The sequence below is a fragment of the Burkholderiaceae bacterium genome, assembly GCA_024235995.1.
Classification (GTDB): domain Bacteria; phylum Pseudomonadota; class Gammaproteobacteria; order Burkholderiales; family Burkholderiaceae_C; genus Ottowia.
In genome coordinates this window covers 2559191-2572790 of record JACKLI010000001.1, presented here as the reverse complement: position 1 = coordinate 2572790, position 13600 = coordinate 2559191, and the positions used below count along the sequence as shown (strand labels likewise).

Genomic DNA, 13600 nt, shown 5'->3' with positions numbered 1-13600 from the left:
CGGAGGCTGGCAAATGAGCGAAGTGCAAGTCAAGGTGCCCGACATCGGCGACTTCAAGGACGTCGCCGTCATCGAAGTGCTGGTCAAGGTGGGCGACACCGTCAAGGTCGAGCAAAGCCTGATCACCGTCGAGTCCGACAAGGCCAGCATGGAGATTCCCTCCAGCCACGCCGGCGTGGTCAAGTCGCTGGCCATCAACCTGGGCGACAAGATCAACGAGGGCTCGCTGGTGCTGACGCTGGAGGCCGACGCCGCCCCCGCAGCCGCGCCGGCTCCCGCCGCCCCGGCATCGAAACCGGCTGCAGCCCCCGCCAAGCAAGCCCCGGCAGCTCCTGCTCCTGTAGCGTCCAGCTTTGGCGGCAACGTGGACGTGGACTGCGACGTCGTCGTCCTGGGCGGCGGCCCGGGCGGCTATTCGGCCGCGTTTCGCGCCGCCGACCTGGGCCTGAAGGTCGTCGTCGTCGAGCGCTACGCCACCCTGGGCGGCGTGTGCCTGAACGTGGGCTGCATCCCCAGCAAGGCGCTGCTGCACGTGGCGGCGGTGATGGACGAGGTGGGCCACCTGGCGGCGCTGGGCATCGACTACGGCGGCAAGCCCAAGGTGGACATCGACAAGCTGCGCGGCCACAAAGAGAAAGTCATCGGCAAGCTCACCGGCGGCCTGGGTGCCATGGCCAAGATGCGCAAGGTGACGATCGTGCGCGGCTACGGCAGCTTTGTCGGCGCCAACCACATCGAGGTGGAGGAAACCACCGGTACCGGGCAGGACAAAACCGGCGGCAAAAAGGTGGTGCAGTTCAAGCGCGCCATCATCGCCGCCGGCAGCCAGGCCGTGCGCCTGCCCTTCATGCCCGACGACCCGCGCGTGGTGGACAGCACCGGCGCGCTGGCGCTGAAGAGCGTGCCCAGGAAGATGCTGATCCTGGGCGGCGGCATCATCGGCCTGGAGATGGGCACGGTGTATTCCACCCTGGGCGCGCGCCTGGACGTGGTGGAGATGCTGGACGGCCTGATGCAGGGCGCCGACCGCGACCTGGTGAAGGTGTGGCAAAAGCTCAATGCGCCGCGCTTCGACAACATCATGCTCAAGACCAAGACGGTGGGCGCCAAGGCCACCGACAAGGGCATCGAAGTGTCATTCGAGGGTGAGGGCGCCCCGGCGCCGCAGACCTACGACCTGGTGCTGCAGGCCGTGGGCCGCAGCCCCAACGGCAAGAAGATCGGCGCGGACAAGGCCGGCGTGGCGGTGACCGAGCGTGGCTTCATCGACGTCGACATCCAGATGCGCACCAACGTGCCGCACATCTTCGCCATCGGCGACATCGTGGGCCAGCCCATGCTGGCGCACAAGGCGGTGCACGAGGCGCACGTGGCGGCCGAGGTGATTGCCGGCGAACTGAAAGGCGACGACAAGCTGGCCAAGGCCGCCTTCAACGCCCGCGTGATCCCCAGCGTGGCCTACACCGACCCCGAGGTGGCCTGGGTGGGCCTGACCGAGGATCAGGCCAAGGCGCAGGGCATCAAGGTCAGGAAGGGCCTGTTCCCTTGGACGGCCTCGGGCCGCGCCATTGCCAACGGGCGCGACGAGGGCTACACCAAGCTGCTGTTCGACGACAGCCCCGAGGCGCACGGCCACGGCCGCATCCTGGGTGGCGGCATCGTCGGCACGCACGCCGGCGACATGATCGGCGAGGTGGCCCTGGCCATCGAGATGGGCGCCGACATGGTGGACATCGGCAAGACCATCCACCCGCACCCGACGCTGGGCGAGAGCATCGGCATGGCCGCCGAGATCGCCCACGGCAGCTGCACCGACGTGCCGCCGCAGAAGAAGTAGCCTCCGGCGCGCGCCGCCGAGACGAGGGCCCGGACGGGAGACCGCCCGGGCCTTGCCGTTTTGGGGATCAGGTCTTGAAAACTATGAAAATCATAGCTTCCTGCGCCCAATCCATCGGGGCTGCAGGCCAAAAACATTCAAAATTCAGCATCGCGCCACCATGCAAGCCCTGCTCGACGCCATTGCCGCCATGCCGCTGCCGGTGGAGGCGCAGCGCATTTTTCACGGCCGCGGCGGCCTCTGGCCGGGCTGCGAGCCGTGGACGCTGGATGCGTACCCGCCCGTCCTGGTGCTCACCAGCTTCGCTCCCGCCAGCGATGCGCAACTGGCCGCCGTTGACGCGGCCCTGCAAGCGCGCTGGCACCGGATCGCGCCCGGCCAGCCGCTGAGCTGGGTCTTCCAGCAACGCGGCGCCGGCCGCGCCGACACGCGCCCGATGGCCGGCAGCGTGCCCGAACCGCACATCGTCACCGAAGCCGGCGCGCGCTTTCGGGTGCACGTGCTGCGCGGGCAAAACCACGGCCTGTTCCTGGACATGGCGGCCGGCCGCGGCTGGGTGCGTGCGTGGGCGGCCGACTTCGCCGCCCGGCAGGGGCGCGGCGCGCGCGTGCTCAACCTGTTTGCCTACACCTGCGCGTTTTCCGTCGCGGCGCTGCAAGGCGGGGCGGCACAGGTCGTCAACATCGACATGGCGCGCGGCGCCCTGGCCACCGGCCAGCACAACCACGCGCTCAACGGTCTGGCCGGCCGCGCCCAGTTCTGGCCGCACGACGTCTTCACGTCCTGGGGCAAGATCGCCCGCCACGGCCCCTGGGACCTGATCGTCGCCGACCCGCCCAGCCATCAAAAAGGCAGCTTCGTCGCCACCAAGGACTACCCGCGCCTGATGCGGCGCCTGCCCGCCCTGCTGGCCCCCGGCGGCCAAGCCCTGCTGTGCCTGAACGCGCCCGAGCTGGACATGGATTTTTTGCGGCACCACATGCACCAGCAGGCGCCGGAGCTGGCGTTCGTCGAGCGCGTGGCCAACCCGGCCGTTTTTGCGGACGTGGACGAGGGCAGGGCGCTGAAGGTGGCGGTGTATCGGCTGGCGCCTTGAGCACGCTGCCCTCGCACCACTACGGCTGCGCCTGCAGCAGGCGGTCGATCACCGCCCACTCGCCCGGCTCCACCGGCGTGATCGACAGGCGGTTGCCGCGCTGCAGCACCCGCATCGCCGCCAGCTCGGGGTGCCGGCGCAGTTCGGCCAGCGAGACCAGGCGCGTCTTGCGCAGCGCCTGCACGTCCAGCAGCAGCCAGCGTGGCTGCTCCGGGCTGGACCTGGCGTCGAAGTAGGGCGATGCGGGGTCGAACTGGGTGGGGTCGGCGCGCACGCCCGAGGCCACGCGGGCGATGCCGGCGATGCCCGGCTCGGCGCAGCTGGAGTGGTAGAACAGCACGCCGTCGCCCACCCGCATGGCGTCGCGCATGAAGTTGCGCGCCTGGTGGTTGCGCACGCCCGTCCAGGGCACGGTCTGGCCGGGGGCGGCCAGGGCGTCGTCGATGCTGCACTCGCCGGGTTCGGACTTCATCAGCCAGCAGCGGGGCGAAGGGGTGTTGGGGCTCGGATGCATGGGGCGATTGTGGACGGGTGCCATCGGTTGGTGCCACGCATGGCGTTTCATGAATCAAATCAGGCGATAGCCCCCATCAATCAAGCCTGAGCAGCTATCGATTCAGGATTCCATGCGGGCTTCGCCGGCCTCGGGCAGCCCGGCGCGCCGCACCGCCTGGGCCAGCCGCTGGCGCACTTGCGGCACCAGGTCGGCTGGCGCCTGCGGCCCCAGCATCCCGGCCACGCCGACGGTCTTGGCGGGGTCGTACTGGCGGCCGCTGCCCAGGGCCTGCTCGAAGGCGTTGGCCCAGGCGTGGGCGACGGCCAGGTCGGGGTCGACCAGCAGCACCGCATGGGCCAGCACGGCGTGGGTGGCCGGGCCCGCCGGGTGGCGGGGCAGGGGGCGCCAGTACTGCGCGGTGCCGGCGATCTTGCGCGCCGCGTCGCCGCGGCCGCAGGCCAGGTTGAAGCGGCCGTCGCAAAACGAGCCGCCGACGGCCTGCCAGTGCGTCGGGACGCCGAAGCCGAGCAAGCTGCCTTGCAGCAGCGCGCACAGGTGGAGGTAGACGCGCTCCATCCACGTGCCGAGCCCGCCGGGCAGGGTGTAGACCAGGCTCAGGTTGAGGATGCCGGGCCCTTGCGGCACCAGGCCGCCGCCCGATGGGCGCTCGTGGACCGGGCAGCCGCGCGCGGCAAACTGCGCGGCCACGCGCTCGAACGCGGCATGCCGGCGGTAGCTGCGCGGCACGACGAGGGACACGGGGCCTTCCCACAGCCGGGCGCGGGGCGGGCCGGCGTGCTGCAGCAGGGCCAGGTCGGCGGCGATCGGGTCGCCGCCGCGGGTGGGCTCCTGCGTGACCTGGAAGCTCATGGGCCGGGCCGGGTGTCGTTCAGCGCCTTCGCCCCAGGGGGCGAGGGAGCGAGGCCCATCAGTCGTTGACCAGCACCAGCTTGCCGCGCACCTGGCGGCTGTTCATGCGCGCGTAGGCGGCCTTCAGCTCGGCCATGGGCATCTGGCGGTCGATCTGCGGCTTGATCCTGCCCTGCGCGTACCAGCCGGCCAGCTCCTGCATCATGGCGGCGTTGGCGGCCGGCTCGCGGCGGGCGAAGTCGCCCCAGAACACGCCGACGATGCTGGCGCCCTTGATGAGCGCCAGGTTGATCTTGAGCGAGGGAATCTCGCCCGCGGCAAAGCCCACCACCAGGTGGCGCCCGCGCCAGCCGATGGAGCGGAAGGCCGCCTCGGTGAAGGCGCCGCCCACCGGGTCGTAGATGACGTCGGGGCCCTTGCCGCCGGTCAGCGCCTTCAGTTGCTCGCGCAGGTCCTGCGTGCTGTAGTTGATGGTCTCGTCGGCGCCCAGCTGCTTGCAGAAGGCGCACTTGTCGTCGGTCGAGGCGGCGGCGATCACCCGGGCGCCGGCGATCTTGGCGATCTGGATGGCTGACATGCCCACGCCACCGGCGGCGCCCAGCACCAGCACGGTTTCGCCGGCCTTCAGCTGCCCGCGGTCCAGCAGCGCGTGGTGGCTGGTGGCGTAGATCATGATGAAGGCGGCCGCATCCACCGGCGGAAAGCCCGGCGGCAGCGGCAGGCACAGCTTGGCCGGCGCCAGCGTGTGGGTGGCGAAGCCCCCGGTGCCCGCCAGGCAGGCCACGGCCTGGCCGACCTTCAGCTCCGTCACGCCTTCGCCCACGGCCTCGATCACGCCGGCGTACTCGGAGCCGGGCACGAAGGGCAGCTCGGGCTTGAACTGGTACTTGTTCTGCACGATCAGCAGGTCGGGAAAGTTTAGGCTGGCCGCCTGGATGCGGATCAGCACCTGGCCCTTGGCCGGGGTGGGGGTGGGCAGCTCCTTCCAGGTGAGGGCGTCCACGCCCACGGGGTCTTCGCATAGCCATGCGTGCATGTTTGGTTCTCCTTGCCATCGGTGGCGCGCTCAAGGGCAAGCCCGCCGTCGGCCCGATGATAGGAGCGCCGCGCGCGCCTTGCCGGTCGCGCGCGCGACCGGCCGCCCGGACGCGGCGGCCCCCTACAATCCGTTGCATTCACCCGCTCTCGACCATGAAGATCCTGCTTTGCAATGACGACGGCTACCAGGCGCCGGGCATCGTGGCGCTGCACGCCGCGCTGGCGGCGTTTGCCGAGGTCGAGGTGATCGCCCCGGAGCAGAACAACAGCGCCAAGTCCAACGCGCTGACGCTGCACGCGCCGCTGTACGTGCACCGCGCGCCCAACGGCTTTCGCTACGTCAACGGCACGCCGGCCGACTGCGTGCACATCGCGCTGACGGGGCTGCTGGACTATCGCCCCGACCTGGTGGTCTCGGGCATCAACAACGGCGCCAACATGGGCGACGACACGATCTACTCGGGCACCGTGGGCGCGGCCATGGAGGGCTATCTGTTCGGCATTCCGGCCATCGCCTTCTCGCAGGTCGAAAAAGGCTGGGCGCACATCGACGACGCCGCGCAGGCCGCGGGCGACCTGGTGCGGCGCATCGGCGCGCAGCCGGCGCCGCGCGATCAGCCCTGGCTGCTCAACGTCAACATTCCCAACCGGCCGCTGGCCGAGCTGAAGGCGCCCAAGGTCTGCCGCCTGGGCCGGCGCCACGCGGCGCAAAGCGCCATCACCATGACCAGCCCCTACGGCGAGACCATGTACTGGATCGGCGGCGCCGGCGGCGCGCTGGACGCCAGCGAGGGCACGGACTTTCACGCCACCGCGCAGGGCCATCTGTCGCTCACGCCGCTGTCGGTGGATTTGACCGACCACGCCGCGCTGGCCTACTGGGCGCAGGGCCTGGGCCACCTGCTGGCCGAGGGGAAGCCCTGATGGCGCGTCCACCCGAGCGGCCAGGCTTTCCCGCGCGCATCGACCTGGGGCCGCGCCCGGCGCTGGCCAAGCGGCCGGCGCCCGGCGTACCGCCGGCAAGCGCGGCGGCCCGCGTGCCCGCGCCGGCCGCGCTGCCCGGCGCCGCGCGCGACCCGATCCCGGCGCGCGCGCGCATGGTGCAGGCGCTGGCCGCCAGCGGCATCCACGACCCCGAGGTGCTGCGCGCCATGGGCGCGGTGGACCGCCACCGCTTCGTCGACCACGCGCTGGTGGCCCAGGCCTACGAGGACACGGCCCTGCCCATCGGGCTGGGGCAGACCATCTCCAAGCCCAGCGTGGTGGCGCGCATGGTCGAGCTGCTGATGCAGGGCGTGGCCCGCGGCGCCGACGGCCGGCCCGGGCGCGTGCTGGACATCGGCACCGGCTGCGGCTACCAGGCGCTGGTGCTGGCGCAGCTGGCCAGCGAGGTCTACAGCGTGGAGCGCCTGCGCGAGCTGCACGAGAAGGCGCGCGCCAACCTGCGCCCCCTGCGCGTGCCCAACGTGCACCTGATCGTGGGCGACGGCATGCAGGGCTTTGCCAGCGGCGCGCCGTATGCGGGCATCGTCTCGGCCGCCGGCGGCGACAAGGTGCCCGAGGCCTGGATCGACCAGCTGGCGTACGGCGGGCGCATCGTGGCGCCCACGGTGCAGGCCGGCGGCGCGCAGGCGCTGGTGGTGATCGACAAGACGCGCCAGGCCATCCGGCAGACGGTGCTGGAGGGGGTTCACTTCGTGCCTCTAAAATCGGGCGTTTCCTAGGGATCAAGGACAAGATTTATGCAGTGGTCAGGTCGCAAGGCGTGGATGGCAGGTGTGCTGGCCGCCGCGCTGCTGGCGGGGTGCGCGTCCACGTCGGTGAGCCGCGCGCCGGTCGAAGACCGCAACGTGGGCACGGCAGCGGCCGTGCCAGGGGTCGACGCGGCCCTGCTCCCGGGCGCCGAGAACGCCGGCAAGCCCGGCTACTACACGGTGCGCGCGGGCGACACCATCATGAAGATCGCCACCGAGGTGGGCCAGCCCTGGCGCGAGATCGTCGGCTGGAACAAGCTGGACAACCCCAACGCCATCGAAGTGGGCCAGGTGCTGCGCGTGGTGCCGCCGGTGGGTTCGGCATCGCCGCAGGCGGTGCCCGCGCCGGTGGAGGCGGCCCGCGGCGGCGCGGCGCATTCGGCGGGCGGCAAGCCGGCGCCGGTCCCCGTGGCCACCCAGACCACGCCCGGCGCGGCCACGCCGGCGCCGGTCCCGGCCTCGGCTGCAGCGGCGCCCGCGCCAGCGGCCTCGGCCGCCACCGCTGCTGCGGCGCCGCCGCCCCCGCCACCTCCGCCGCCGTCGGCAGGCGCCGACAACGTCAAGTTCATCTGGCCGGCCAAGGGCCCGGTGATCGCCCGCTTCGACGAGGACAAGAACAAGGGTCTGGGCATCGGCGGCAAGGCGGGCGAGCCGGTGCTGGCCGCCGCCGACGGCCGCGTGGTCTACGCCGGCGCCGGCCTGCGCGGCTACGGCAACCTGATCATCATCAAGCACAACAACACCTTCCTGACGGCCTACGCGCACAACCAGAAACTGCTGGTCAAGGAAGACCAGAACGTCAAGAAGGGCCAGGAGATCGCCGAGATGGGCTCCACCGATTCCGACCGCGTGAAGCTGCACTTCGAGATCCGCCGCTCCGGCAAACCGGTGGACCCGGCGCGCTACCTGCCGCCGCGCTGAACCGCGGCCGACCGCAGGCAACGGGCGCTCGCGCGGGCGCCCGTTGTCGTTTCCAGTGCCAGCGCAATACTATTCGATTGATAGCTTGCCGCGCTTTCTGCATGCGGGCCACTGCCTGATTTGATCATGAACCCTGAAGCACCAGCCACCCGCCCCGACGTGCCGGCGGACGCGCTGCACATCGAATCCATGGACCTGGACGCCCAGGGCATCGCCCACCGCGCCGACGGCAAGGTGGTGTTCGTCGACGGCGCGCTGCCCGGCGAATGGGTGAGCGCCCAGGTGCACCGCAAGAAGAACAACTGGGAGGCCGCCACGCTGACGGCGGTGCACCGCGCCAGCAGCCTGCGCGTGGCGCCACGCTGCCCGCATTTCGGCCTGCACGCCGGCGCCTGCGGCGGCTGCAAGATGCAGCACCTGGACGCCAGCGCGCAGGTGGCCGTCAAGCAGCGCGCGCTCGAAGACCAGCTGTGGCACCTGGGCAAGGTCCGGCCCGAGCTGATCCTGCGCCCCATCGAAGGCCCGGCCTGGGGCTACCGCTGGCGCGCGCGCCTGTCGGTGCGCCACGTGCTCAAGAAGGGCGAGGTGCTGATCGGCTTTCACGAGCGCAAGAGCCGCTACGTGGCCGACATGCGCGAATGCCACGTGCTGCCGCCCGCGGTCAGCGCGCTGCTGCTGCCGCTGCGCGCGCTGATTGCCGGCATGGACGCGCGCGACACTTGCCCGCAGATCGAGCTGGCCTGCGGCGATGACGTGATTGCTCTGGTGCTGCGCCACCTGGAGCCGCTGAGCGCGGGTGATGAGGCCCGACTGCGCGCCTTTGCCGCGCAGCACGGCGTGCAGTGGTGGCTGCAGCCCAAGGGGCCGGATACGGCGCACCTGCTCGACCCCGAAGGCGCCACGCCGCTGGCGTATGCGCTGTCCGAGTTCGGCGTCAGCCTGCCGTTTCGGCCCACCGACTTTACCCAGGTCAACCCGCACATCAACCGCGTGTTGGTGGCGCGCGCGCTGCGCCTGCTGCAGGTGCAGCGGCACGAGCGCGTGATCGACTGGTTCTGCGGCCTGGGCAACTTCAGCCTGCCGCTGGCCACCCAGGCCGGCCAGGTGCTGGGCGTGGAGGGCAGCGCCGCCCTGGTGGCGCGCGCGCGGCAGGGCCTGGAGGCCAACCGGGAGGCAGCGCGCGACGGCCAGCGCTTCGCGCCCACCGATTTCGTGGCGCGCGACCTGTTCGAGATGAGCGCCGAGCAACTGGTGCGCGACGGCACGGCCGACCGCTGGCTGGTCGATCCGCCGCGCGAAGGCGCCTTTGCGCTGGCCAAGGCGCTGGCCGCCATCCATCAGGCGCGCATCGGGGCCGAAGGCGCCGAGCCCCTGCCGGCCGGCGCGGCCGATTGGCAGCCGCCCCGGCGCATCGTCTACGTCAGCTGCAACCCCGCCACCCTGGCGCGCGACGCCGGCCTGCTGGTGCACCAGGCCGGCTACCGCTGCAGCGCGGCGGGCGTGGTCAACATGTTCCCGCACACGGCGCACGTGGAAAGCATGGCGGTGTTCGACCGGCTGGACGCGGGCGATGGCGCCGCCACCGCAAAATTTGCGTGAGGCTCGCCGGAAAGCGAAAAAATCCAAGCTATAATTTGAGGCTTGTTCCCCGATAGCTCAGTCGGTAGAGCGCCGGACTGTTAATCCGTAGGTCCCTGGTTCGAGCCCAGGTCGGGGAGCCAAATACCACAAGGAAACCCCGCTACTCAAAAGGTAGCGGGGTTTTTCTTTTTCCGGGTCGTGTAGCCATGGTGTAGCCACCGGGGCAGAGTTTTGGAAAGCTCCGAGTTCAACCCGATCGCCCATGCAGCCAGTTGGCCGCCGAACGCCCCGCTCACCTTCATCGTGGATCGATCACGTTGCGGTGATGTCTCTGGTTCATGCCCGCTCCTCGTCGCGCATCTGCTCGACGATGCGCCCGATGTGCTTCACGATGCCCGCGCTGATCGCCTCGGCACGCGCCAGGTCATCCTCGGCGCTGCGCATCGCGTCAACCAGCTTGCCGACCGTCACGGCCTTGCCCCACTGCGCCAGCGGTTGGAAGCGCAGGTACACGAGCGTGGTTCTGGGGTCATCGTCCAGGGTCAGGTCGGCCACCAGGTGTTCCAGCCCCGCCGACAGCACCATGGGCTGCCACTCGAAGGGCAAGCGCGGATCGTCATGGCGCCGCACTGGCCCCTGGATGCTGACCAGCCGACGCAGCAGGTCGGTGAGGCCAGCGAAGGGCAGGGTCAGGTACACGTAGTACAGCTCCCGTGTCTGGCTCCACATGGCCGGTTTGCCGGGCACATCGGTGCGCCTTGGATAGCCGAACGACAGCAGGCCGGTGTCCTGCACCGACTGCCGGAAGGCATCGTCGGGCCGGGTGGCTTCGGTCCAACCGGGCGCCTCACCCTCGTGCCAGCTGACCCCCTGGTAGGTCAGCCGGGCTTCGGCGGCCACCGGATAGGGCAGCTGCCAGCGCTCCAGGCATTGCCTGAAGTGATCGCGAAAGCCGCGCAGCTCGCCTACCGCGATCGGGAACGCAATCGTCCGCGCCGGCCCGTCCGGAATGCCGCACATCGACGGCGCCCCTGTTTTCGGCTCGATCACCTGCAGCTGATAGGTCTCTTCCAGCAGCGCCTTGGCTGCCCGGTCCCAGTTCTCGGGGAACCAGCCGTACATGGCCTGGCCGATCACCACCGGCAGCGGGATGCGTGTCTTGTAGATGGTGGTGGAGCCCCTGATGCCGCGCCAGCGGTCTTCGGCTACCCACTGCTGCCGAGCGACGTCATGCGCCAGCTCGAACCAGGTGTCGGCCTCGGTGCCTTGCCAGCGCGCCGACCAACCCTCGTGCGAGCGCTTGAAGCTGGCCTTGTCCAGTGGGCCCAGGATCAGGTAGGGCGGCAGATCGTCGGCTGATCGAACCGCAGTTGGATCCAGCGCGCGCCAGTTGAAGTCGCGTCGCCGGGGCAGGTAACGCAGCAGGTGGATGGACGCGGGCGTTTGGGCCTGTTGCTGGATGATGGGGTGATTCATGACCGGACCTCCATCGACAGGGCCAGGCCCATGCAATTGACGAACATGTCAACACTCCTGTTTAGCCGCTTTGACGAGCTGTCGGGGGCGGCAAGCTGGATCAAATCCCCCCGGTCGTAGCGCCCCTGCGGGCAGGCCGACCACGCCTTGAGTTTCAGCGCAGCAGGATCAGCTGCGGTACGGCGTCGGCGCCACTCCAGATCAGGGCGTTCTGCTCGAAGCGCGCACCCAGTGACCTGGCTGCCTCGAGATCGAGGCCGAGCACCAGGAAACTGTCCTCGCCGGGCCAGTCGTTGCACGGGTGCTGGCCGATGCCGGGCGCGAACGCCACGCCGTGTTGCCTCAGCTGCGCAGCCAACGTGGCCTGCCTGAGCACATTGGCCGCATCATCCAAGCGCTGGCTGAACGGATTGCAGGCGGTGAGGAACGCGCTGCCATCGACCTGGTGCAACTTGTGGGTCGTCAGCAAGTCGGCGTTGGCCTGGCCCACCCGCAGGGTGAAGGGCTGGCCCCCAAGCACCCGATACTCCGTTTCCTGGTAGGCTTGAATCGTGCCCGGATCGATGATCGATGCGGCAGCGGACGATTTTTGGAGCACGGTCATTTCTGCGGTCTCGGTGTCGATGTGACCTCGTCCACGTACAGTTGCCTGGCCGTGAGATGGCAGCATTCCATGCCGTCGTCTTGCGAGAGGGTGAGCTTGCCGCCATCAAAAGACCAGTACGTGCGCGTGCGCGTGCCCTCGTACCAGGACCATGCGCTCGTGTCGTAAGACTCTCCGTTCAGGATTTGCTGCCAGCGCCGCCGACTGACCTGGATGGTGGATGCGGCATCGTCGTTGCCCCACATCGCGGTGAGGCGGACATGGACTCTTGGCTGGTTGCTTCTGGGCATCATCGGCTCCGGTGGGTTGATCTTCATGGACGCTACGGCCTGCTGGGCGAACGCGGCGATCTGTGGCGGCACCAGCGCATTGGCAAAGCCGGTCATCTGGTGCAGCTGCAGCGCGCCATCGGCCCACTGCAGGCCCACCGTGGCCAGGCGTTTGCCCGTGTCCTTGCGCCGCACCGACAGCAGGATGTAGCTGCCGCTCGCGCACCGGTCGACGTAGCTGCCCGCGCAATGGCGCATGGCCAGGGCTTCCTCCAGAATCTGCGCCGCGCTGGTGAGCGCAACTATCTCCAGCTCGTCGTGCTCGATCACTGTTAGGTCGAACGGCGTGCGCCAAGGCTTTAGCTGCCTGGCCTTGGCCAGCTCCTGCTGGTGCCACTGTTCGGCCTTGCGCCACAGCCCCGGCAGCGTCACCTGCCGCAGGGTGCGGCTGGTCACGACCTGTGGGTGCGCCGTCGCCCAGTTCAGCAGCAGGTGGCACTGCTCCTGCAGTCGCTGCAGCCCCGACTCGTCGCCCGAGCGGGCCATGTCGGTGGCCCAGTGCCCCAGGCACGCCGCCATCGGCGCGTCGATGGGATCTTCCGGATTCTTCAGGTAGCTCTTGCGGGGCCGGTTCGGGTTGCCATCGAGATTCATCAGCGCCCGCAGCAGCCAGCGCGGTACCAACTGGCTGGTGCCGAACTTCTGGGCCTTGAGTAGCAGCTCGAGCGCGGCGCGCCCATTGTGGCGGCTCTCCTTGGTGTAGTAGTTGCGCAGCGGCCTGATCCAGTGGGTGCCCGTGCGGTGCAGCAGCCGCCACATGGCGGGACTGAGGCCGTTGTTCAGCAGCAGCGCCCGCAGCTTGGCCAAGGGCTCGCCCTCGGTCGGCAGGTGGCGCCACAGCGCGGTCAGCAGCGGCAGCCATTGCGGTGACTCGGCCTGCAGGCGCGGCCCCTGCTGGCGGCGCCAGAGGGTCAGGTTGTAGTCGGCCAGGCGGATCGGGGTTCCGTCCGGGTGCGCCAGCCAGCGGCGGGCACGGCGCACGATCGAGGCATCGAGGCCAAGGGCCTGGGCAAGCAGGGCGCGTACGCGCTGCTGGGTGCTGTCGGTCCACAACGCCTGCTCCAGCCGCAGCCGCACCCAGTCGACATAGTGGTCGATGAGGGGATGCTCGGGCCATTGCAGCTGCAGCGCCTGGCGCAAGCCTTCGGCGTAGCAGCTCAGCCACAGCGCCTGGTAGGGTGCGCCGTCGGCAACCACCTTGCCATCGGGCACACGTCGCAGCCAGGGCAGGCCCACCTGGTGGCCGCCATCGGGGTCGGGCAGAACCTCTCCCGCTCGCCATTCGTACAGGCGGTACTGGCCCTCGGGCTGGCGCTCGTAGATCAGTACGCCCAGGAGCGCGACGCGCCGAAGCGGCCCAGCGCGCTCGAGTTGGATCGGCCGGGCCAGCGCCGCCCGTATGCGAGCCACGCATTCCTCCAGCAGCGCCGGCCAGTGCAGCTCGCGCAGATGCTGCGGCGGCAGGCCGAGTGGGCCGCGCAGGCTGGGAGTCGGTGGCGCCAGCATCACCGGGTCGAACCAAATCGAGCTTGGCAGCTTGGTGGTGCCATCGCCGATGGGGGTGGGCAATGCTTGAAACATCGTGCAGTTCATTGGGG

The 13600-nt window shown here is 69.9% G+C and carries 12 protein-coding genes and 1 tRNA gene; 7 read left to right on the top strand and 6 right to left on the bottom strand.

From position 1 onward, the window contains the following. The first annotated feature begins 13 nt into the window (after nt 1–13). Nucleotides 14–1837 carry a dihydrolipoyl dehydrogenase gene (lpdA, locus tag H6927_12320; GenBank protein MCP5218879.1) on the top strand — a complete coding sequence of 608 codons (1824 nt, stop codon included), beginning with the start codon at nt 14–16 and terminating at the stop codon, nt 1835–1837. Nucleotides 1838–1997: 160 nt separating this feature from the next. Continuing rightward, on the top strand, nt 1998–2933 hold the full coding sequence (locus H6927_12315) for a class I SAM-dependent methyltransferase (protein ID MCP5218878.1): 936 nt from the start codon (nt 1998–2000) through the stop codon (nt 2931–2933). A 19-nt stretch (nt 2934–2952) separates the two neighbouring features. Here H6927_12315 and H6927_12310 read toward each other — a convergent pair whose 3' ends face one another. The 3 genes from H6927_12310 to H6927_12300 all read right to left on the bottom strand — a co-directional run bounded on the left by H6927_12310 (nt 2953) and on the right by H6927_12300 (nt 5335). Then, complete coding sequence (locus H6927_12310) at nt 2953–3405, bottom strand: EVE domain-containing protein (protein MCP5218877.1); 453 nt, start codon at nt 3403–3405, stop codon at nt 2953–2955. Nucleotides 3406–3549: 144 nt separating this feature from the next. Further along, complete coding sequence (locus H6927_12305; GenBank protein ID MCP5218876.1) at nt 3550–4299, bottom strand: lipoate--protein ligase family protein; 750 nt, start codon at nt 4297–4299, stop codon at nt 3550–3552. A gap of 58 nt (nt 4300–4357) precedes the next feature. Next, a complete protein-coding gene (locus tag H6927_12300) occupies nt 4358–5335 on the bottom strand; it encodes an NADPH:quinone oxidoreductase family protein (GenBank protein MCP5218875.1) in 978 nt (325 codons plus the stop codon). A gap of 155 nt (nt 5336–5490) precedes the next feature. Here H6927_12300 and surE point away from each other — a divergent pair, with 155 nt between their 5' ends. From surE to H6927_12275, 5 genes are all read left to right on the top strand, one after another. After that, a complete protein-coding gene (gene surE / locus H6927_12295) occupies nt 5491–6261 on the top strand; it encodes a 5'/3'-nucleotidase SurE (GenBank protein MCP5218874.1) in 771 nt (256 codons plus the stop codon). Further along, nucleotides 6261–7061, top strand: coding sequence for a protein-L-isoaspartate(D-aspartate) O-methyltransferase (locus H6927_12290; GenBank protein ID MCP5218873.1), 801 nt, complete (start codon nt 6261–6263; stop codon nt 7059–7061). Before surE ends, H6927_12290 begins: the two co-directional genes overlap by 1 nt. A gap of 18 nt (nt 7062–7079) precedes the next feature. Next, nucleotides 7080–8012 carry a peptidoglycan DD-metalloendopeptidase family protein gene (locus H6927_12285; protein MCP5218872.1) on the top strand — a complete coding sequence of 311 codons (933 nt, stop codon included), beginning with the start codon at nt 7080–7082 and terminating at the stop codon, nt 8010–8012. 126 nt (nt 8013–8138) lie between these two features. Next, nucleotides 8139–9611, top strand: coding sequence for a 23S rRNA (uracil(1939)-C(5))-methyltransferase RlmD (gene rlmD, locus H6927_12280; GenBank protein MCP5218871.1), 1473 nt, complete (start codon nt 8139–8141; stop codon nt 9609–9611). A gap of 46 nt (nt 9612–9657) precedes the next feature. After that, a tRNA-Asn gene (locus H6927_12275) sits at nt 9658–9733 on the top strand. Between the two features lie 196 nt (nt 9734–9929). On the opposite strand, the gene H6927_12270 is transcribed toward H6927_12275, so the two are convergent. The 3 genes from H6927_12270 to H6927_12260 form a co-directional block, all read right to left on the bottom strand. Beyond that, nucleotides 9930–11069, bottom strand: a complete 1140-nt coding sequence (locus tag H6927_12270; protein MCP5218870.1) for a hypothetical protein — start codon at nt 11067–11069, stop codon at nt 9930–9932. A gap of 154 nt (nt 11070–11223) precedes the next feature. Further along, nucleotides 11224–11673 carry a DUF3293 domain-containing protein gene (locus tag H6927_12265; GenBank protein MCP5218869.1) on the bottom strand — a complete coding sequence of 150 codons (450 nt, stop codon included), beginning with the start codon at nt 11671–11673 and terminating at the stop codon, nt 11224–11226. After that, nucleotides 11670–13595 (bottom strand): PcfJ domain-containing protein, encoded by a 1926-nt coding sequence (locus H6927_12260; GenBank protein MCP5218868.1) that lies wholly within the window; start codon nt 13593–13595, stop codon nt 11670–11672. Before H6927_12260 ends, H6927_12265 begins: the two co-directional genes overlap by 4 nt. Between the last annotated feature and the right edge of the window lie 5 nt (nt 13596–13600).

Coding starts and splice junctions, on each gene's coding strand:
- lpdA (MCP5218879.1), top strand. CDS start 14: ATGAGCGAAGTGCAAGTCAAGGTGCCCGACATCGGCGACTTCAAGGAC.
- H6927_12315 (MCP5218878.1), top strand. CDS start 1,998: ATGCAAGCCCTGCTCGACGCCATTGCCGCCATGCCGCTGCCGGTGGAG.
- H6927_12310 (MCP5218877.1), bottom strand. CDS start 3,405: ATGAAGTCCGAACCCGGCGAGTGCAGCATCGACGACGCCCTGGCCGCC.
- H6927_12305 (MCP5218876.1), bottom strand. CDS start 4,299: ATGAGCTTCCAGGTCACGCAGGAGCCCACCCGCGGCGGCGACCCGATC.
- H6927_12300 (MCP5218875.1), bottom strand. CDS start 5,335: ATGCACGCATGGCTATGCGAAGACCCCGTGGGCGTGGACGCCCTCACC.
- surE (MCP5218874.1), top strand. CDS start 5,491: ATGAAGATCCTGCTTTGCAATGACGACGGCTACCAGGCGCCGGGCATC.
- H6927_12290 (MCP5218873.1), top strand. CDS start 6,261: ATGGCGCGTCCACCCGAGCGGCCAGGCTTTCCCGCGCGCATCGACCTG.
- H6927_12285 (MCP5218872.1), top strand. CDS start 7,080: ATGCAGTGGTCAGGTCGCAAGGCGTGGATGGCAGGTGTGCTGGCCGCC.
- rlmD (MCP5218871.1), top strand. CDS start 8,139: ATGAACCCTGAAGCACCAGCCACCCGCCCCGACGTGCCGGCGGACGCG.
- H6927_12270 (MCP5218870.1), bottom strand. CDS start 11,069: ATGAATCACCCCATCATCCAGCAACAGGCCCAAACGCCCGCGTCCATC.
- H6927_12265 (MCP5218869.1), bottom strand. CDS start 11,673: ATGACCGTGCTCCAAAAATCGTCCGCTGCCGCATCGATCATCGATCCG.
- H6927_12260 (MCP5218868.1), bottom strand. CDS start 13,595: ATGAACTGCACGATGTTTCAAGCATTGCCCACCCCCATCGGCGATGGC.